This is a genomic window from Paraburkholderia sp. UCT31, assembly GCF_014397655.1.
GTDB classification, from domain to species: Bacteria; Pseudomonadota; Gammaproteobacteria; order Burkholderiales; family Burkholderiaceae; genus Paraburkholderia; species Paraburkholderia tuberum.
In genome coordinates, this window is the sequence record NZ_VZQP01000040.1 from 22,688 (window position 1) to 40,279 (window position 17,592).

Here is a 17,592-nt window from a genome sequence, read left to right on the forward strand (position 1 = left end):
GGCGCGCGGACGGCGGCGGATGCCGCGCTGGAACGCGTGTCGGATTGCGAGTCACGCTATGCATCCGAGCGTGGATCGGACGGCGGATCGGCGTCCTCGCGGCTCAGCGGGAAGCCTTCGTCCAGCCAGCCGGTGACGCCGCCCGCCATCAGCTTGACGGGCCGCCCCAGCTGGGCGAGCCGCAGTGCGCCGCGCGCCGCGCCGTTGCAGTGCGGGCCCGCGCAGTAGGTGACGAACAGCGTGTCCGGCGCATAAGCCGCGAGCTTCGACGTGACGATCTTGCCGTGCGGCAGATTCAGCGCGCCCGGCACGTGGCCCTGCGCGAACAGCGCGGGACTGCGCACGTCGAGCAGCACGAAGCCGGGCGCGCCGCTCGCGAGCGCGGCGTGGACGTCGGTGCAATCGGTTTCGAAGCGCAGCGACGCCTGGAAGTGCGCTAGCGCGGCGGCGCTGTCGGCGGCGGGGATCGCGGTGACGGCGTTCGGGACGGTGGTGAGGTTGTCGTGAGTCATGGCAGCAGGGGTGAGTTGATCGGGTGGTGGGGCGCGCGCGTTTCAGGCACGGTCGATTGTGACGAGCGGCGGGTCGCCCGGTAAGTGGCGTGATCGTCAATCTTCGGTAACATTGCGCCATGCACAATCATCTCGTCGTCGCGCTGGCCTACGACCGGCTTTGCACCTTCGAATTCGGCTGCGTGACCGAACTGTTCGCGCTCGAGCGTCCCGAGCTCGGCGTGCCGTGGTATCGCTTCGCGGTCTGTGCGAGCGAGCCCGGTCCGATCCGCGCGGCGGGCGGCATCACGCTGGCCGCGCCGTACACGCTGAAGCTGCTCGCGAGCGCCGACACGATCGTGATTCCGGGTTGGCGCGATGCCGACGAGGTGCCGCCGGCCGCGCTGCTGCGCAAGCTTCGCGCGGCTTACGAGCGTGGCGCGCGGCTCTGCTCGATCTGCTCGGGCGTGTTCATGCTCGCGGCGGCCGGCGTGCTCGACGGCAAGAGCGTGACGACTCACTGGCGCTACGCGGACAAGTTGCAGCAGCGCTATCCGCAACTGCGTGTGCAGCCCGACGCGCTGTATGTCGATGAAGGGCAGGTGATCACGTCGGCGGGATCGGCGGCCGGGCTCGACATGCTGCTCCATCTGGTGCGGCGCGATCATGGCGGCGCGGTCGCGAATCGCGTCGCGCAACGGCTCGTGGTGCCGCCGCATCGCGAGGGTGGCCAGGCGCAGTTCGTGCCGCGCCCGATGCCGCCCGACGAAAGCGGACGTATCGCGAAGCTGATGGACTGGGTGCGCAGCCATGCGGCCGAGCCGCATACGCTGCGCTCGCTCGCCGGGCGCGCGGCGATGAGCCCGCGCACGCTGCAACGGCAGTTCCGCGACGCGACCGGCATGGCGCCTTATGAATGGCTCGTCAGGGAGCGCGTCGCGCTTGCGCGTGAGTTGCTCGAAGCCGCGACGCCGCTGCCGATAGCGCGCGTCGCCGAGCTGGCGGGGTTCGGGTCGGAGGAGTCGTTGCGGCGGCATTTTCGCCGGATCGCGTTGACGAGTCCGGGGGCGTATCGGCGCAGGTTCGGTGGAGAGGGGTGAGTCCAGCAGGTCGTAAGCACAATGGATGCGACACATTGATGACATTGGACATGTATTCGAACCAACATAGCGCGTTCGTCAGCAACAGGAGCGCGGTCGCGTTGAACGCCAACAACGACGCATAGAACTCGAAGTTCGAGCCTGTCGAGCGCGCCCACTGGCGATACCCGTAGGCAAGCAGCCCACCGATCGCCACTGCCGCGACAAGCAACGACAGCCACGTCACTGCATCCGGGTTGAACGCGCATTGAATTCGCGGCACGCCCCGAGGTCACAGCAGCAGGCATGGAGCTCACGTCGAGCTTGCCCATTCAACGGAACCCGCTATGTCCGATATCGCAAAGATCATTGCCAACTTCAACGCCGGGCGGGACCCCGAACGACTCGCGATGAAATACAAAGCCATGCGCGGCTCGCCGTTCGTGTTTCTGCGCGGCACCTGCCATCTGTTCTATGCGCGTCTGCCGCGCGCGAACGTACTCGACGACGCGCCGCACGTTTGGATCTGCGGCGACATGCACCTCGAAAATTTCGGCAGCTACAAGGGCGACAATCGCCTCGTCTACTTCGACAACAACGACTTCGACGAAGCTTGTCTCGCGCCGGTTCCGTACGAGCTCGTGCGTCTGTTGACGAGCGTGCTGGTCGGCGCGGCCAACCTGAAGCTGAGCCGCGCTGAAGCGCTCGCGCTGTGCCACACCGCTCTCGATGCCTACGGCGCCGCGCTCGCGTACGGCAAGTCGCGCTGGATCGAAGCGGAGACCGCGACCGGCATGGTGCGCGATCTGTTCGTCGCGCTCGCGAGCCGCACGCGCGCCGCGCATCTGGACCGTCGCACGGTGCTCAAGGGCAAAACGCGCATGCTGAAGGTCGACGGCAAGAAAGCGCTGCCCGTCAGCGATGAACGGCGTGCCGCGGTCGCGCAGTTCATGCAGCAGTTCGCGGTGACGGAGCCGAATCCCGAGTTCTACCGCACGCTCGATGTCGCGCGCCGCATTGCGGGGACGGGCAGCCTCGGTGTCGATCGCTATGTGATTCTGGTCGAGGGCAAGGGCTCGCCCGATGGCAACTACCTGATCGATTTGAAAGAGGCGCTGCCGTCATCGGTGAGTGCGCACGTGACGGCGACGCAGCCGAAGTGGCAGACCGAGGCGCAGCGTGTCGTCGAAGTGCAGCGGCGCAATCAGGCGGTCTCGCAGGCCTTTTTGCACGCGGTGGAATTCAACCAGCGCTCCTATGTGCTGCGGAGTTTGCAGCCATCGGAAGATCGCGTCGCGCTTGCCGACTGGGACGGCAAGCTGCCGCGGCTCGAGGCAGTGATCAACAGCATGGCCGAGTTGAGCGCGTGGGCGCATCTGCGCAGCGGAGGGCGGCAGAAGTCGGCGATCGCGGACGATCTGATCGCGTTTGGCAGTCGGCGCGATTGGCAACTGCCGTTGATCGATCTTGCGACGCAGTGTGAGGCGCAGGTCGCGGCGGACTGGAAGGCTTATTGCGAAGCTTATGATCGGGGAATCTTCGAGACTGGCGGTTTCCAGGGATGATCGGCGGGGGATTGAAGACGGCGGTAAGTAGAGGGTGACAACGTGCAAGCTTCGTTCACGGCGCGATCCAATGGTCGTGCCACGCGTGGCCCTCTCGTCGACAGATCGAGATAGTCGATCTCCGGAACCGAAACCATCACCACACTGAAGTGTTCGTAGCCATCGAGTTCTCCGATAAGCCATTGCTGTGATAGGGCCCGGCCGGTCGAACTCCGAACGAGCGTTCCGAGCTTTCGACGGCGCACGGTCGGATTCCTGTCGACCACCGAAGGTGCATTGAAGATCGGCTCCGTCGCTTTTCAGATCGACTCATTTCGACGAGTTGGGCGGCAGAGTTCCGGTGGCGACATCGTGTGAATAGTGCGGCGATGCCCACGTTCGATGCATCCCGAGACTCGGCGCCAATCATTCATATATGCCCAGCATTTTCCACCCGAGCGGGCCAACAACCAGCCATGCAACCATGTAAAAGAGACTCATCCGAAAGATGAGCTTAAAAATGAGATGCCCGAGTTCATCGTGAATTTTTGTCAAAAAGTTTTAATCTCAAATTAATGTCGTTGACCGAGTCACCTTTAGATGGTTAATTCGTCGGGTGTTTTCTGGAAAATCAGAAGAGGTCAAATGGGACAGCGGAAACAGGATGAAACCGGCGGAAAGGAAGAGTGCCAGCTTTGCCGTATCACCTATTCAATCTACACAAACTTCCCGCCAATGCCGTTCGCCATGGCGCTGAACGCCGAAACCGGCGAATGGTTTCCGTTCGATAGGCTGAAGTCGTATTCAAACGGTTACGACATGGCCGAAGCCCTGGGTTACGCATGGGCGTGCGATTGTCGCGAGCGTGCCCCCAAACGGTTCAATGAGCAGTTCGAGTTAAGAGACTCCACGGGCAAGCGACAGGCGGGTGCGTTACCGCATACGCGTCGGTTCGATGGTCCTTGCGAAAGGCGTCACGGATGCTCAGGGGCGCACCCAGCGTGTTTCAACAGGTAACGCAAAGCAGCTTTTTATCGATGTTGCCGGGTCATAGCGGCGGACAGCAGCTAAGTCTTTTATTATGGGAGAACAGATGACAAATGACTTTTTGAGCAAACATAGCCAATACCTCAAGACCGACGAGAATGAAGAATGGACCGAGGTCGGCACAGCCATTACCAATACAACTCCTGGTTCAATATCCAATGTCGTAATCAATACGTTGCCAATATGTGAAAATATGAGCAACGCCGAGTTTCGAAAGCTAATAATGCGTTTGCGAGACACAGCGTTGGTTCTCATAAATGAGCGTATTGCTGATGTTGCGCGGTGGGATAAGCCGACGCAAGACCGGGTGAAACGCTGGTTTGGCCGGAGCGATCAATTTATCCACAATCGATTGAGTTTCGGCCTGCCCAGGCTGGCAACCGCGATGCAGCAGCTAAAACCCGAGAAGATCATTCGGTGGGACGAACAGAAGGGCATGCAGATTTCGTGTGCAATAGCTCCCGATAGAGGGGGCAACGATGCGGCAGTATGCAAGCCGGATTCGGCACGTAGAATAATCGCAATCTATCCACATTTTTGTACCCTTCCTGATGTTGATGTTTCGACAAATTGCAAGTTGAAGGTCTTGATTCATGAATGTACGCACTATGTTGATACATTCGATTCAGACGATGTAGTTTATGGTTTTGGACCTGGTATTGGTTATTGGGCGCAAACTGATCCAGAGGGGGCATGCAGGAATGCAGACAATTTCGCGTGCTATATTGCCCATTTTGATACCCTCAGTGAATTTTCCGAAAGGAAGATTTGGTAATATGATCAAAAAATTTATTTTATCCGTTTTTTTTGCATTCTCTTTTGCTGTATCGCAGCAATTGATGGCTTGCACGATATCAGAAGATTTGACCGAAAGCGTTCCACTGAACTACCAAGGAATTCCAAACACCTACCGTCTAAAAATGGTGAGCATGGTATTGAATGCCCGGCAATGGCCCAATGTTGAGATTCAAGCCCAAATCGTCGCAAACGCTTACGTTGGGGAAGCCAATGCTAAAGAACTGGCAGAGTCGCGGGGTAAGCTGCTAAAAGAATTTTTGATTGAACTTGGTATAAAGCCGCAATATATATATGTTGACTCTCATCTGGAGAAATTGCCTTATCCAAAAGATAGCACTGGGCGCAGTGGATATCTACAGCTTAGCGTGGGTCTCATGCCGTTATGCACGGGGGGCTGCCAGCGACTGTGCGACGATCCGCGCGTGACGCCGACAAGCAAGGCAATCAAGTAGGCCTCTGCTGCCACCTAAAGGCACTGCTTTGGCCGAGCCGCAATCTCGCTCATTCGCCCCTACTGCTGCGACTCGCTGTGAACGATGAGCAGTTCGACCATGATGACGATGACGTTAGGCCAACGGTTAGCGTCGGCAACCGTGTCAGCGATCGGTCTCCTCGGATGCGTGGCGGTGGCGATTCGGCCAGTACGGATGCAAGTGGACCGGCAGTCTGCACAGGCAACAGCGTTAGCCGCCACCTCGAGCCCCATCGCGGATGCCGGATCGGCCACGTCCACGATCACAAAAAAAGTTCAGCGCTATCAGATCGACCCCACAAAGGTCTTCGTCGCGGGTATCTCGTCTCGTGGTTTCGCGGCAGTAGGCTCACGCATCAACCGTTGGCATGAGATCAGATGTCGCGCGTCCGCGGGATGACAACGGCCTGGCCGTGCAGTTTGCCGTCCGCGTCGCGAAGTTGCCACAGCGTGGCTTCTTCGATCATGAAGCGCTGGCCGGACTTAGTGACACGCACGCCCTTGTAGCCCGCCTCGTAGCCCAGCCGCTGGACGCGTGCCAGGAATTGCTGCCGCTCCTCGCGGTTAGGGGCCTCGGCTGAGAGTCGGGACGGCAGTCGGGTGATTTCATCCCAGTTGTATCCAAAGCGGCGCTGTGCGGCCTTGTTGCCGTAAATAAAGAGCGGGTCGGGATCGGTGTTGTGCGCGAGTACCGCGAATGGGGCACTCTCGTAGAGCCATTCGGTTGCTTCGTCCACGGGCATGGCCTGCGGCACCAGCGGACGACCAAGCCGCTGGGCGTAGCTGTCGGCAAGGAGCTGATAGAAAGCTGGATTGCGGTGGAGCGGAATCATCTGAGACGTCTGGACGGAGATCGTGGACCTATGCAAGGGCGTAGGCGCTCACGATACAGCATCTGCAAGCGAAGTTTCGCGGCCTTATGTTATCCAATCAGACTCGATCTGGAACGTTGCGCTCCATCTTGCTCCGGCGCGAATCTCTCATACGTGCCCCAGCACCTTCCACCAAAGCGGCCCAACGACCAGCCAGGCCACCATGTAAAACAGGCTCATCAAAAATCCCGCCTTCCACCATTCGCCCTGGGTCACGTAGCCCGCGCCGAACATGACGGGACCGGAGCCGATGCCATATTGCGTCAGGCAGCCGTTCACATTGCTCAGAATCCCGAGCGAGACTGCGGCGACGAAGGGCGGGACGCCGGCGGCGACCATCAGTGCCATGGAGAGCGGAAACAGCGCGCTGATATGCGCGGTGGCGCTGGCGAAAAAGTAGTGAATGTAAACGTAGATCGCCGCCACCATCATATAGACCGCCAGCATCGGAAAGCCCGCGAGATGCGCGCCGAATTCCTTGCCGAACCAGCTCACCATGCCATATTCGTTGAGCTTGGAGGCCAGCATGATGAGCAGGCCGATCCAGATCATCGTGTCCCAGGCGGACTTCTCGTTCAGCGCGTCCTGCCAGGTCAGCACGCCGCTGATGAACAGCAACGAAACGCCGATCGCCGCCGCGAGCGTCGCGCCGACGCCGAGATCGTCGCCGAACACCCACAGCACCAGCAAGCCGACGAAGATGCACGCCATGATGATTTCTTTGACCGAGATGGGCCCCATCGTCGTGAGCTCTCGTTGCGCGAGGTCGGTGGCATCGGGGGTGCGTCTGACCTGCGGCGGGGCGATCCACAGCATGGCGATCGGAATCACGGCGAGGCACAGCAGACCGGGGATCGACGCCGCCACCGCCCAGTCGAGCCAACTGATCGACACGCCCTGGTCCGCGGCCAGCCTGACCGCCAGCGGATTGCCCGCCATTGCCGTGATGAACATGCCCGCCGTGATGATGTTCGCGTGGAAGGCGCAGAGAATCAGGTAGCGTCCCACCTTCACGCGTGATTCCGGATCGTCGGCGTGACTGCCCAGCACTTCGGAAATGGCTCGCGTGATCGGCAACATCACGCCGCCCGCGCGCGCGGTGATGCTCGGCATCGCGGGGGAGATCACGAGTTCGGTCAACACGAGCCCGTAGCCGAGCCCCGTCGTTCGCTTTCCCAGCAATCGCATGAACAGAAGCGCGATCCGGCGGCCAAGGCCGGTCTTGATCACGCCGCGTGAAATGAAAAACGCGAGCATCACGAGCCATACGAGGTCGGTGCCGGTGGATTTGGTGACGTCGGCAAACGACAGAACGCCGACGAGCACGCCAATGGTCGAGCCGATGATGGCAACCACCGACATCGGCAGCGGGGCGGTCATGATGCCGGCAATGGTCGCGACGAACACGGCGAACATATGCCACGCCTTCGGCTGGAGGCCGGCGGGCGCGGGCAGAAACCACAGCGCGACGCCGACCGCGATCGGTACCAGATATTTCCAGACGCCGGCCGGCAGTCCGACCGAGGGCTTCGGCGTGGCGGGAGGCGAGCTGGTGGGCCGTGAAACCTTGGCAGGTGTAGGAGCCATGATGGACCTCGTGCCGGCGTGGTTGGGTATTTTCGGAGTGCGCGGGAAGGCGTCACCGCTCGTGGAGCACGCTTTCCGTCGCGTCCTTGACGATGCGCGCGCTACCTAGCAAGGTCTCGCGCTCGATAGGGTCGAGTTCCGGATAGGCGATCAACCGCGCGCCCGCGCCATTGACGACCATTGGCAGCGACACGCACACGTCCGGTACGCCTTCCACTTCGGGCTGGACGATGCCAACCGTGAGAATCAGATCGGTGTCGTGCACGATGGCCTCGCAGATCCTTCCTATCGCGCTGGCGATGCCGTAATGGGTGGCGCCTTTGCCTTCCTTGATGAGCTTCGCCGCCTCGTGGACGGAGCGCAGGATCAGATCCCTGCTGGCGGGGCCCAGCTCCTTGCCGTTGCGCGTCAGGAAGGTCTCGAGGGGCATGCCGCAGACCGTTGCGGCGGACCACTGGATCACGGCCGATTCGCCGTGCTCGCCGAGCACATAGGCGTGAATCGCGGAGGCCACCACGCCGAGCCGCTCGGACAGCAGGGAGCGCAGCCGCCCGGTATCGAGCGAGGTTCCCGTGCTGATGACGCGCTCGCGCTCGCAACGCAATTGGTCGTAAACGGCGCCGGTCAGCACGTCGCATGGGTTGGTCGCGATCAGATAGATGGCGTCGGGCGCGAGCGGCGCGATCCGCCCGACGATTTCGGTCGCGATGTCCGCATTGGTTCTGGCAAGGTGCAGGCGAGTCTCGCCGGGTTTGACGCCGGCGCCGGCCGTGATCACGACGATGTCGGCGTCACGCGCGTCTTCGTAGTCCCCTGCGCGAAAACGGCTGTGCCCCCAGAATGCCGCGGCGTGGGCGAGATCGAGAACCTGTCCCTCAGCGCGCACCCGCGCGACATCGATCATGACGACTTTCGCACTCGGAATGGCCAATGCCACGAGCAGGGCTGCCGATCCCCCGACCAGCCCCGCGCCGACGATAACGATCTTGGCCTGCCGCATAGCGAACCTCGTCAAGTTCGGGCTTCAGCCCCCTCGAAGCATAGTCGCATGCGCGCGTTTGTCATCAATCGGACCTTGGTCCTACACGGCCGCCGCGCGTTTTTTCACGCGGTCCGCTCAACCCATTGACTCCGCCAATCCGGTGCCTCGAACGGATCAGCAAAATACTGCGTCTCGTGGACGACCTTGCCTGCGCGGAACTCCATCACGCTAACCGTGTAAGCGATGCGCCCCTGATAGTTGATCGTGTACTCGGTGATCCACAGATTGCCCTCGCCTTGAATTCGCCTGATCGCGAAACCCGATGGCTTGCCGGGATGATGGCCGCGCAGAGCCTGCAAATTGGTTCGTCCATGAATTCGCTCGCCTGATTGAGGATAGTCGCAGATCGCATCGTCGGCGTAGATAGCGTGTTCGGCGTCGAGATCGCCGTCCGCCGACGCTCGCCAGTGTGCGTTCAAGGCTTCACGTATCGCTTGTTCGTTCATGGAGTGCCTCCAGAGTCGGGTATTGCAGTCGACCAGCCGCGCGTTGCCGTCGCGTTGAAATTTCGCCGCCAGCGCATAGTCTGCGCCATAAAATCCCTGGCCCCACCCTTGCTGCAAGTACTCCCCCGGACGTGCAAAAAATGTCTGGCGCCTGTAGGGATTGCTCGCCGAGTAGTCCGGTCATTCGGACTGCCGGCCTGCACGCGCGGGCCGAGACATCCGCTTGCCGTCTCCTTTGTTGCGAAGTCTCTGCAGAGAAGGCGAGCGCTCGGTGAGCATTGGCGAAATCTGTTGCTCCGCCCGCCGCGCGCCCGCGAACTGCTGCCTGAATTCAACCGGTGTCATGTCCTTGGCGGCTTTGAATTGCCGGTTGAAATTCGCCACGTTTGCGAACCCGGAGCGCGTCGCAATGACGGAAATCGGCGCTTGCGTATCGGTCAACATCCGGCATGCGTGGCCGATTCGTACGCGCGTCAGGTAGCGCCCGACGCTCTCGCCAAGATGCTGCGTGAAATGGCGCGTCAACGAGCGCTCGGAAAGCCCCGACGCCTTGGCCAGCGCGGAAAGCCGAAGCGGGTACGCGAACTGTGTTTCGATCAACGCGAGCACGCGATTGATCTGATCGGATTCGTGGCCAGTCGGCGTGCCGGTTCGCGCGTCGAATGCGCTTGGGGACGCGAGCGGCGTGGCGGGGAGCGCCGACAGCAGATCCAGTACATCGAGCGCCGCCTGCAAGCGTTCGCGCGGTTTGTCGGACAGCAGGCGGTCGAGGTGTTCGCGCATGCGTGTGCCGGCACCGTCTTCGAACGCGAGGCCGCAGGCCGCTCTGCGCAACAGGTCGCAAAGTCCGTTGTATTCGGGGCAGACATCGGCGAGTCGCCGCACCCACGCGCCGTCGAACCATACGACGATCGCGACCTGCGGGTGCGCCGCGTCGATCGAACGGTTCGAGGCCCAAGTGTGCGGCAGATTCGGCGGCACCAGCACCAGATCGTCCGCGCCGTAGGTCGCGACGGAGTCTCCGATGTACCGCTTGCCCTGACTGTTCATCGTCAGCGTCAGCTCGTACTCGGGATGGTGGTGCCATTCGAAAGGGATGCGGGGCAGCCTGCGGTGGTAAACCCTGACCGAACAGTCCCGGCCAAAATCCACATGTTCAAAAGCGGCTTTCATGTCCGAAATCGTCAAATCTTTGACCGGATAGTATCACGCAGGCGGCGATCGTTCGCGTACGCTTCAAGCATCGGAAACCACATGGAGACGATGCAATGGCCTTGCAAATCGACGACCTGCCGGCAGCCATCCGTCAAGCGAAGCGCCAACTGCGCGCGATGCTGCCGAACTACCGCGACGTGTTCGCCGACGTCGAAGCGGCGATGACGAAGGAGGCGGAGCGAATCGCGACGCTGCGCGAGCGCGGCGAGCCGGTCATTCCGGAAATCCAGTTCGCCGACATCGTGACGAACCGGGTCACCGACGAGCAGATCGCGCTCGTCAAAGCTCGCGGCGCCTGTGTGATCCGCAAGGTGTTCGACCGGTCGCTCGTCGAGCAATGGGATCAGGACATCGCCGACTACGTCGAGCGCAACGACCTCGACGCAAAGCTGCAGAATCGCGCGGAAGACAGGTACTTTGGGCAGCTCGCCTCGAGCAAGCCGCAAATCTACGGTGTGTACTGGTCGATACCGCAGGTGCTCGCGCGGCAATCGACCGAGCTCACGCAGGCCCGCGTGTTCCTGAACCGGCTGTGGCGCACCGAAAGCGAAGGGCGCGTGCATTTCGATCCGAACCATGTGCCGGTGTATGCGGACCGCCTGCGCCGTCGGCCGCCCGGCTCGGAATCGCTCGGGTTGTCGGCGCATTGCGACGGCGGTTCGGTCGAGCGCTGGATCGAGCCGAACTTCCGCAAGGTCTATCGCCATGTGTTCTCGGGCCACTGGCGCGACTACGATCCGTTCGACGCCGCGTGGCGAACCGAAGTCGAGGAGATCGCATCGCCGGCCGTCTGCTCGATGTTCCGCACGTTTCAAGGCTGGACCGCGCTGACGCCGCAGGGTCCCGGCGACGGCACGCTGCAGTTGGTGCCAATGGCGAACTCGATGGTCTACATCCTGTTGCGCGCGCTTCAGGATGATGTCGCCGAAGACGATCTGTGCGGAGCGCTGCCGGGGCGCGCGCTGTCGATCAAGTCCGACTATCACGCGCCGCTGTTTCATGCGCTGTCGTCGATTCCGCTGATGCAGGCGGGCGACACCGTGTTCTGGCATAGCGACGTCATTCACGCGGTCGAGGACGCGCATCGCGGCAACGGTTATAGCAACGTGATGTATATCGCTTCGCTGCCGGGCTGCGCGAAGAACGATGCGTATCTGAAGCGGCAACTGCCGGGCTTTCTCGAAGGCAGGAGCCCGCCGGATTTTCCGGCCGATCATTTCGAAGTCGATTTCGTCGGCCGCGCGACGCCAGACGATCTCACCGAGCTTGGCCGTGCGCAAATGGGCTTCGATTTGTGACCGGACAGGGCATGGCCGCGTCTGGATCGGGAGCGGAACTTGCTGCCGCTTCAGCATGGCAACGACCTAAGGAGGACCGGCCATGGCAACCACACCGAACAAGGACGAAAACCCGATCCGCCCGGATCAGTCCGACGTCGTGCAGACGGATCTGCCCGACGTCGGTCCATCGCAGGACCCGGATGAGCCGCCGCTCGATCCCGACGTCGACCCCGATCGCGAGGACGACGAGCCATAGACGAGCGCATTCGCCCGATAAAAAGAATCGAAGTGAAATGCGGGCGTTTCTGATAACCGCGGCATTTCCCCACATGGCAGAATTGCCGCGCGAAGCGTTTGAGCGCGGCGTGTCCCTGAGCCGCTACAACTGACTCTCGATCGCGGCTTTATCGATGACCGACCAGACTTGCTGGATCTTGCCGTCACCAAACTCGTAGAAGACGTTCTCGGAAAACTCCACCCGTTTTCCTTGCACGGGAAGCCCAAGTAACATGCCGATGGGTGTGCAGTCAAAATGCAATCGGCTTGCGATATGTGGCGGCTCGCAAACCAGCATCTGAATCTCGAAGCGCAGGTCGGGAATGTCGCGGAAGTCTCTTTCCAGCATCTCGCGATAGCCCGACAAACCGATTCGTTGGCCGTTGTACTTCACGTCTTCTCCAACGAAGTCTCGCAGCTTTGACCAGTCCTGCGTGTTCAGGCAGGCGATATAGCCGCGGTAGAGTTCCGACAGATTGAATTCGCTCATCGCAATCGTCTTCCATGCTTCAGTGGATAAGCCGATTGTCGGCGATCCGAGACTTTGCGTTGCACGGCTGCCAGGGATTTTCGTCGGAAGCCGCAACTATCCGTTGCAGTCGGACAACCTCGATGCGCGCCGCATCACCCTCGCACGCATGCCAGAAACCCCTCCAGACAAACCCGGATTGCTGCGCCGATTTCCCCGCTGCTATCGTTCGCTGGACAGTGTGGAAGCGCTTCCACTTAAGCGTTCACAGTAAGTCCGAACGCCAGCGCCTCGAGCTCCACCACACCCGGTTCAACGACCTCATGGCAGGAGAGAATCCGTGGTAAACGACGCATCCGCAATCATCGACGCCGGCCGTCCAGCCGCTCACGGCGACCCGCATACCGATCCATTCACACCGCCCGCCGATTCGTCGCTGTGGCGCCAGGATTTCCTGCTCGGCGCGGCCACCGCGTCGTATCAGATCGAAGGCGCGGTCAACGAAGACGGCCGCCTGCCGTCGATCTGGGACACGTTCTCGGCCACACCGGGCAAGGTGTTGGCCGGCGACACCGGCGCCGTCGCGTGCGATCACTATCATCGCTGGGAACAGGACGTCGACCTGCTCGCGGGCCTCGGCCTCGAAGCGTACCGGCTGTCGACCGCATGGCCGCGCGTGATGGACGAAAACGGCACGCCGAATCGCAAGGGGCTCGACTTCTACAAGCGCCTGCTCGGACGGCTCAAAGAGAAGAACATCACGACTTTCGTCACGCTTTATCACTGGGATTTGCCTCAGCATCTCGAGGATCGCGGCGGCTGGCTCAATCGCGAAACCGCGTACCGTTTCGTCGATTACGCGGATCTGATGAGCCGCGAGCTGCACGGCCTCGTCGATGCGTGGGCGACGCTCAACGAGCCGTGGTGTTCGGCGTACCTCGGCTACGGCAACGGCCATCACGCGCCGGGACTCTCGAACCTGCGTTTCGCCGCGCAGGCCATGCATCATCTGCTGCTCGCGCACGGTCTCGCGATTCCGGTGCTGCGCGCGAACGATCCGCGCTCGCACAAGGGCATCGTCGCGAATGTCGGGCGCGGCACGCCGAATAGCGACAGCGCCGCCGACCGTCGCGCGGCCGAGCTGTTCGAAGTTCAGCACAACGCGTGGATTCTCGATCCGCTGTTCAAGGGCGAGTATCCGCAAGACCTGTTCGAGTTGTGGCCTGGCAGCGAGCCGCTCGTGCTCGAAGGCGACATGCGGACGATCAATACGCCGCTCGATTTTCTCGGCATCAACTATTATTTCCGCACCAACGTGGCGAGCGATGGTGGGCACGGTTTCAAGGAGGTGCCGCTCGAGGGTGTCGAGCGCACGCAGATGGGCTGGGAGGTTTACCCTGACGGTCTTCGCGATCTGTTGACCGGTTTCAGGGATACCTATGCCAATCTGCCGCCGATCTACATCACCGAGAACGGCATGGCATCGGACGACAAGGTGATCGACGGCCGCGTCGAGGACACGCAGCGCATCTCGTTCCTGAAGCGCCATCTCGCCGCGGTCGATCAGGCGATCAAGGCGGGCGTCGACGTGCGCGGCTATTTCCTGTGGTCGCTGATGGACAACTTCGAGTGGGCTTTCGGCTATGAGCGGCGCTTCGGCATCGTGCACGTCGACTACCAAACGCAGAAGCGTACGGTCAAGCGCAGCGCGGAGCTGGTGTCGAAATTCCTGGAAGATCGCAACGCGCAAGCGCAATAAACACAATTAAAACGACGCAGCAACGATGTAAAACCGGGTGGAGCTGATTGGTATTTCGACTTGACACACGGGCACTCAGCCTGGAGGAGACGGAATGTACAGCAACAGAATGGTCTTGCGAGGCGTAGTTGCGGCACTGGCGCTGTATGGCGTCGTCGCGCATGCGGAACCGCTCAAGGCTAACGTGATTCACTGGTGGACCTCGGGCGGCGAGTCGGCCGCGATTCGGCAGTTTGCCGTCGCGTACGACAAGGCCGGCGGCCAATGGGTCGACAACGCAGTCGCCGGCGGAGATCAGGCGCGCGCCACCGCGATCAACCGGATCGTCGGCGGTGATCCACCCACCGCCGCCCAGTTCAATACGTCGAAGCAGTTTCACGATCTGATCGACCAGGGACTCCTGAATAACGTCGACGACGTCGCCGCGAAAGAAAACTGGAACGGCATTTTCCCGCAGTCGATTCTCGACAGTATCCGCGTGAAGGGCCATTTCTACGCGGCGCCGGTCGACATTCATATGCCCGCGTGGTTCTTCTACTCGAAGCCGGTGTTCCAGAAAGCGGGCATCGCGAGCGAGCCCAAAAGCTACGACGAATTCATCGCCGATCTCGGCAAGCTGAAGAGCGCGGGCGTGATTCCGCTCGCGTTCGGCGGCCAGCCGTGGCAGGAGAAGATCACGTTCGACGCGGTGCTCGCCGATGTGGGCGGCCCGGACCTGTATATGAAGGTCTATCGCGATCACGATCAGAACGCGGTGAACTCCGATGCGTTCAAGAAGGTGCTCGTGTCGTTCAAGCGGCTGCACGATTTCGTCGATCCGGGCTCGCCTGGCCGCAACTGGAACGACGCGACCGCGCTCGTGACTTCGGGCAAGGCCGGCGTTCAGATCATGGGCGACTGGGCGAAGGGCGAGTTCGTCGCGGCGAATCAAACGGCGGGCAAGGACTTCGGCTGCTTCCCGGGCTTCGGTCCGCGTTCGCCGTATCTGGTCGCGGGCGACGTCTTCGTGTTCCCGAAGACCGACAGCGCGTCGGCGATCAAGGCGCAGAATCTGCTCGCCACGGTGATGACCTCGCCGTCCGCGCAGGTCGCGTTCAGCGCGAAGAAGGGCTCGATTCCGATCCGGTCTGACGTCGACGCGAGCAGCCTCGACGTCTGCGCCAAGGAGGGCATCGCGATCATGAAGGACAAGTCGCGCCAGTTGCCGAATCCGGAAATGCTGCTGTCGCCCGATACGCAGGGTGCGCTGACTGACGTCGTGACGAACTTCTGGAACAAGAACGAGTCCGTCGACGACGCGCAGAAAGCGTTCGCCAGCGCGTTGAAGGGCTAGGCCTCGCCATGCACGCGCTCAAGCTGCCAGCCGAGGGTTCGAAACCACAGGACAAGTCGCACCCCAAACCGCGAAACAAGCCGCTGAACCGGCGGTTTTCGATCGCGGTCTGGCTGGCCTTGCTGCCGATGCTCCTGACCGTCGTGTTCACGTACCTGGGCACGATGGTCTGGACCGCGCGCGTGTCGCTCAGCAATTCGCACACGTTTCCGTCGCACGACTTCGTGGGCTTCACGCAGTACGTGCGGCTCTTTCACAACGACCGCTGGTTGACGTCGCTGCAGAACATCGTGATCTATGGCGCGTGTTTCATCATCGCGTGCATGGTGATCGGCTTGCTGCTGGCGATCTTTATCGATCAGCGCGTGGTCGCGGAAGGCGCGTTGCGCACGGTGTTTCTGTATCCGTACGCGATGTCGTTCGTCGCGACCGGGCTCGTGTGGCAATGGATCCTGAATCCCGCGCTCGGTGCGCAGCAGGTGCTGCGCAATCTCGGCTTCGCGCATGCGCGCTTCGACTGGATCGTCGATCAGGACTGGGTCATCTACACGATCGTGATCGCGACCGTGTGGCAGGCTTCGGGCCTCGTGATGGCGCTGTTGCTCGCGGGCCTGCGCGGCATCGACGAAGAGTTGTGGAAAGCCGCGCGCATCGACGGCATTCCTCGCTGGCGCGTGTACGCGAGCATCGTGGTGCCGATGCTCGGACCGTCGATCTCGACCGCGTTCGTGCTGCTGTTCGTGATGGTCGTGAAGCTGTACGACGCGGTCGTCGCGATGACGCAGGGCGGCCCCGGCACCGCGAGCGAAGTGCCGGCCAAATTCATCATGGACTATCTGTTCGGGCGCGCGAACATCGGCCTTGCGTCGGCTGCATCGATCGTGCTGCTGGCGACGGTGCTCGCGGTGCTCGCGCCGTTCTTCTATGCACGCAGCCGTGCGGCGCTGCGCGGGGAGAGAGGATGAACACGCTCGATTCCACGCTCAAAGGCGGCATGCCGCATCGCGCGCGCACGCGGCCCCGCCGCTCGGCGTTCTCGCCGGCGCGGCTCGGCATCTACGCGTTTCTGCTCACCGCGGCGGTGTTCTTTCTGCTGCCGCTCTACGTGATGCTGGTCACGTCGGTCAAACCGATGAGCGAGATCCGCCTCGGCAATCTGCTCGGCTTGCCGATGCATTTCACGCTCGACGCGTGGAGCGCCGCATGGCAGTCGGCCTGCACCGGGCTCGATTGCAACGGCATTCGCGTCGGCTTCTGGAACTCGGTGCGTATCGTCGTGCCAAGCACGGTGCTGTCGATCATGGTCGGCGCGGTGAACGGCTACGCGCTGTCGTTCTGGCGGCCGCGCGGCGCGGGTCTGCTGTTCGGCGTGCTGCTGATCGGCGCGTTCATTCCAGTGCAGGTCATGATCTATCCGCTCGTGCGCGTGCTCGCGAGCGTGCATCTGTTCAGCTCGCTGCCGGGCATCGTGCTGATCCATACGATGTTCGGCATGCCGGTGATGACGCTGCTGTTCCGCAACTACTACGCGTCGATTCCGCAGGAGCTGTTCAAGGCCGCGCGCATCGACGGCGGCAGCTTCTGGCGCATCTTCTTTCAACTGATGCTGCCGATGTCGACGCCGATCATCGTCGTCGCGCTGATCATGCAGGTCACGAACATCTGGAACGACTTCATTCTGGGCCTCGTGTTCGCTGGCACGAAGAATCTGCCGATGACGGTGCAGTTGAACAACATCATCAACACGACGACCGGCGAGCGGCTCTACAACGTCAATATGGCGGCGACCATCCTGACGTCGCTGGTGCCGCTCGCGGTTTATTTCATTTCGGGCCGCTGGTTCGTGCGCGGCATTGCGTCGGGCGCCGTCAAGGGGTAGGGC

At 61.7% G+C, this 17,592-nt stretch carries 18 protein-coding genes; 11 read left to right on the forward strand and 7 right to left on the reverse strand.

From position 1 onward, the window contains the following. Positions 1–56: 56 nt before the first annotated feature. A complete protein-coding gene (locus F6X40_RS28435) occupies positions 57–512 on the reverse strand; it encodes a rhodanese-like domain-containing protein (RefSeq protein ID WP_090806430.1) in 456 nt (151 codons plus the stop codon). 119 nt (positions 513–631) lie between these two features. On the opposite strand from F6X40_RS28435, the gene ftrA reads away from it, so the two are divergent. From ftrA to F6X40_RS28455, 4 genes are all read left to right on the forward strand, one after another. Further along, positions 632–1,591 carry a transcriptional regulator FtrA gene (gene ftrA, locus F6X40_RS28440; protein ID WP_187630106.1) on the forward strand — a complete coding sequence of 320 codons (960 nt, stop codon included), beginning with the start codon at positions 632–634 and terminating at the stop codon, positions 1,589–1,591. 326 nt (positions 1,592–1,917) lie between these two features. After that, positions 1,918–3,135 (forward strand): DUF2252 domain-containing protein, encoded by a 1,218-nt coding sequence (locus F6X40_RS28445; protein ID WP_187630107.1) that lies wholly within the window; start codon positions 1,918–1,920, stop codon positions 3,133–3,135. 1,072 nt (positions 3,136–4,207) lie between these two features. Next, a complete protein-coding gene (locus tag F6X40_RS28450; RefSeq protein ID WP_187630108.1) occupies positions 4,208–4,936 on the forward strand; it encodes a M35 family metallo-endopeptidase in 729 nt (242 codons plus the stop codon). A 1-nt stretch (position 4,937) separates the two neighbouring features. Further along, positions 4,938–5,411, forward strand: a complete 474-nt coding sequence (locus F6X40_RS28455; RefSeq protein ID WP_184073996.1) for a hypothetical protein — start codon at positions 4,938–4,940, stop codon at positions 5,409–5,411. A gap of 394 nt (positions 5,412–5,805) precedes the next feature. On the opposite strand, the gene F6X40_RS28460 is transcribed toward F6X40_RS28455, so the two are convergent. The 5 genes from F6X40_RS28460 to F6X40_RS28480 all read right to left on the reverse strand — a co-directional run bounded on the left by F6X40_RS28460 (position 5,806) and on the right by F6X40_RS28480 (position 10,551). After that, positions 5,806–6,264 carry an MEKHLA domain-containing protein gene (locus F6X40_RS28460; RefSeq protein ID WP_187630109.1) on the reverse strand — a complete coding sequence of 153 codons (459 nt, stop codon included), beginning with the start codon at positions 6,262–6,264 and terminating at the stop codon, positions 5,806–5,808. A 147-nt stretch (positions 6,265–6,411) separates the two neighbouring features. Beyond that, positions 6,412–7,890 (reverse strand): DASS family sodium-coupled anion symporter, encoded by a 1,479-nt coding sequence (locus F6X40_RS28465; protein WP_184065364.1) that lies wholly within the window; start codon positions 7,888–7,890, stop codon positions 6,412–6,414. Between the two features lie 52 nt (positions 7,891–7,942). After that, complete coding sequence (locus F6X40_RS28470) at positions 7,943–8,890, reverse strand: lactate/malate family dehydrogenase (protein ID WP_187630110.1); 948 nt, start codon at positions 8,888–8,890, stop codon at positions 7,943–7,945. A gap of 104 nt (positions 8,891–8,994) precedes the next feature. Beyond that, the gene (locus F6X40_RS28475) at positions 8,995–9,378 is read right to left on the reverse strand and encodes a nuclear transport factor 2 family protein (protein WP_187630111.1); all 384 of its coding nucleotides are present in this window, start codon (positions 9,376–9,378) and stop codon (positions 8,995–8,997) included. A gap of 180 nt (positions 9,379–9,558) precedes the next feature. Beyond that, positions 9,559–10,551, reverse strand: coding sequence for a helix-turn-helix domain-containing protein (locus F6X40_RS28480; protein ID WP_187630112.1), 993 nt, complete (start codon positions 10,549–10,551; stop codon positions 9,559–9,561). 95 nt (positions 10,552–10,646) lie between these two features. Between F6X40_RS28480 and F6X40_RS28485 the strand changes: the two genes are divergently transcribed. Further along, entirely contained in the window at positions 10,647–11,891 is a 1,245-nt protein-coding gene (locus F6X40_RS28485) for a DUF1479 domain-containing protein (RefSeq protein ID WP_187630113.1), read from the forward strand. A gap of 82 nt (positions 11,892–11,973) precedes the next feature. Next, positions 11,974–12,129, forward strand: a complete 156-nt coding sequence (locus F6X40_RS28490; RefSeq protein ID WP_184074006.1) for a hypothetical protein — start codon at positions 11,974–11,976, stop codon at positions 12,127–12,129. Between the two features lie 123 nt (positions 12,130–12,252). On the opposite strand, the gene F6X40_RS28495 is transcribed toward F6X40_RS28490, so the two are convergent. After that, the gene (locus F6X40_RS28495) at positions 12,253–12,639 is read right to left on the reverse strand and encodes an ester cyclase (protein WP_187630114.1); all 387 of its coding nucleotides are present in this window, start codon (positions 12,637–12,639) and stop codon (positions 12,253–12,255) included. On the opposite strand from F6X40_RS28495, the gene F6X40_RS28500 reads away from it, so the two are divergent. From F6X40_RS28500 to F6X40_RS28520, 5 genes are all read left to right on the forward strand, one after another. Beyond that, a complete protein-coding gene (locus tag F6X40_RS28500; RefSeq protein WP_187630115.1) occupies positions 12,626–12,892 on the forward strand; it encodes a hypothetical protein in 267 nt (88 codons plus the stop codon). The two genes, F6X40_RS28495 and F6X40_RS28500, sit on opposite strands and share 14 nt — an antisense overlap. A 66-nt stretch (positions 12,893–12,958) precedes the next feature. Beyond that, positions 12,959–14,377: a GH1 family beta-glucosidase gene (locus F6X40_RS28505; RefSeq protein WP_187630116.1), complete on the forward strand. Its 1,419-nt coding sequence runs from the start codon at positions 12,959–12,961 to the stop codon at positions 14,375–14,377. 94 nt (positions 14,378–14,471) lie between these two features. Beyond that, on the forward strand, positions 14,472–15,710 hold the full coding sequence (locus F6X40_RS28510) for an ABC transporter substrate-binding protein (RefSeq protein WP_187630117.1): 1,239 nt from the start codon (positions 14,472–14,474) through the stop codon (positions 15,708–15,710). Between the two features lie 8 nt (positions 15,711–15,718). Continuing rightward, a complete protein-coding gene (locus F6X40_RS28515) occupies positions 15,719–16,675 on the forward strand; it encodes a carbohydrate ABC transporter permease (protein ID WP_184040305.1) in 957 nt (318 codons plus the stop codon). Beyond that, positions 16,672–17,589 (forward strand): carbohydrate ABC transporter permease, encoded by a 918-nt coding sequence (locus F6X40_RS28520; RefSeq protein ID WP_184074014.1) that lies wholly within the window; start codon positions 16,672–16,674, stop codon positions 17,587–17,589. The genes F6X40_RS28515 and F6X40_RS28520 overlap by 4 nt, the downstream gene beginning before the upstream one ends. The last annotated feature ends 3 nt before the right edge of the window (positions 17,590–17,592 follow it).

Excerpts from the sequence above, each read along its gene's own strand:
- F6X40_RS28495 (WP_187630114.1), bottom strand. The coding sequence starts at position 12,639 with ATGAGCGAATTCAATCTGTCGGAACTCTACCGCGGCTATATCGCCTGC.
- F6X40_RS28450 (WP_187630108.1), top strand. The coding sequence starts at position 4,208 with ATGACAAATGACTTTTTGAGCAAACATAGCCAATACCTCAAGACCGAC.
- F6X40_RS28470 (WP_187630110.1), bottom strand. The coding sequence starts at position 8,890 with ATGCGGCAGGCCAAGATCGTTATCGTCGGCGCGGGGCTGGTCGGGGGA.
- F6X40_RS28515 (WP_184040305.1), top strand. The coding sequence starts at position 15,719 with ATGCACGCGCTCAAGCTGCCAGCCGAGGGTTCGAAACCACAGGACAAG.
- F6X40_RS28460 (WP_187630109.1), bottom strand. The coding sequence starts at position 6,264 with ATGATTCCGCTCCACCGCAATCCAGCTTTCTATCAGCTCCTTGCCGAC.
- F6X40_RS28435 (WP_090806430.1), bottom strand. The coding sequence starts at position 512 with ATGACTCACGACAACCTCACCACCGTCCCGAACGCCGTCACCGCGATC.
- ftrA (WP_187630106.1), top strand. The coding sequence starts at position 632 with ATGCACAATCATCTCGTCGTCGCGCTGGCCTACGACCGGCTTTGCACC.
- F6X40_RS28510 (WP_187630117.1), top strand. The coding sequence starts at position 14,472 with ATGTACAGCAACAGAATGGTCTTGCGAGGCGTAGTTGCGGCACTGGCG.
- F6X40_RS28480 (WP_187630112.1), bottom strand. The coding sequence starts at position 10,551 with ATGAAAGCCGCTTTTGAACATGTGGATTTTGGCCGGGACTGTTCGGTC.
- F6X40_RS28520 (WP_184074014.1), top strand. The coding sequence starts at position 16,672 with ATGAACACGCTCGATTCCACGCTCAAAGGCGGCATGCCGCATCGCGCG.
- F6X40_RS28465 (WP_184065364.1), bottom strand. The coding sequence starts at position 7,890 with ATGGCTCCTACACCTGCCAAGGTTTCACGGCCCACCAGCTCGCCTCCC.
- F6X40_RS28445 (WP_187630107.1), top strand. The coding sequence starts at position 1,918 with ATGTCCGATATCGCAAAGATCATTGCCAACTTCAACGCCGGGCGGGAC.
- F6X40_RS28475 (WP_187630111.1), bottom strand. The coding sequence starts at position 9,378 with ATGAACGAACAAGCGATACGTGAAGCCTTGAACGCACACTGGCGAGCG.
- F6X40_RS28485 (WP_187630113.1), top strand. The coding sequence starts at position 10,647 with ATGGCCTTGCAAATCGACGACCTGCCGGCAGCCATCCGTCAAGCGAAG.
- F6X40_RS28455 (WP_184073996.1), top strand. The coding sequence starts at position 4,938 with ATGATCAAAAAATTTATTTTATCCGTTTTTTTTGCATTCTCTTTTGCT.
- F6X40_RS28490 (WP_184074006.1), top strand. The coding sequence starts at position 11,974 with ATGGCAACCACACCGAACAAGGACGAAAACCCGATCCGCCCGGATCAG.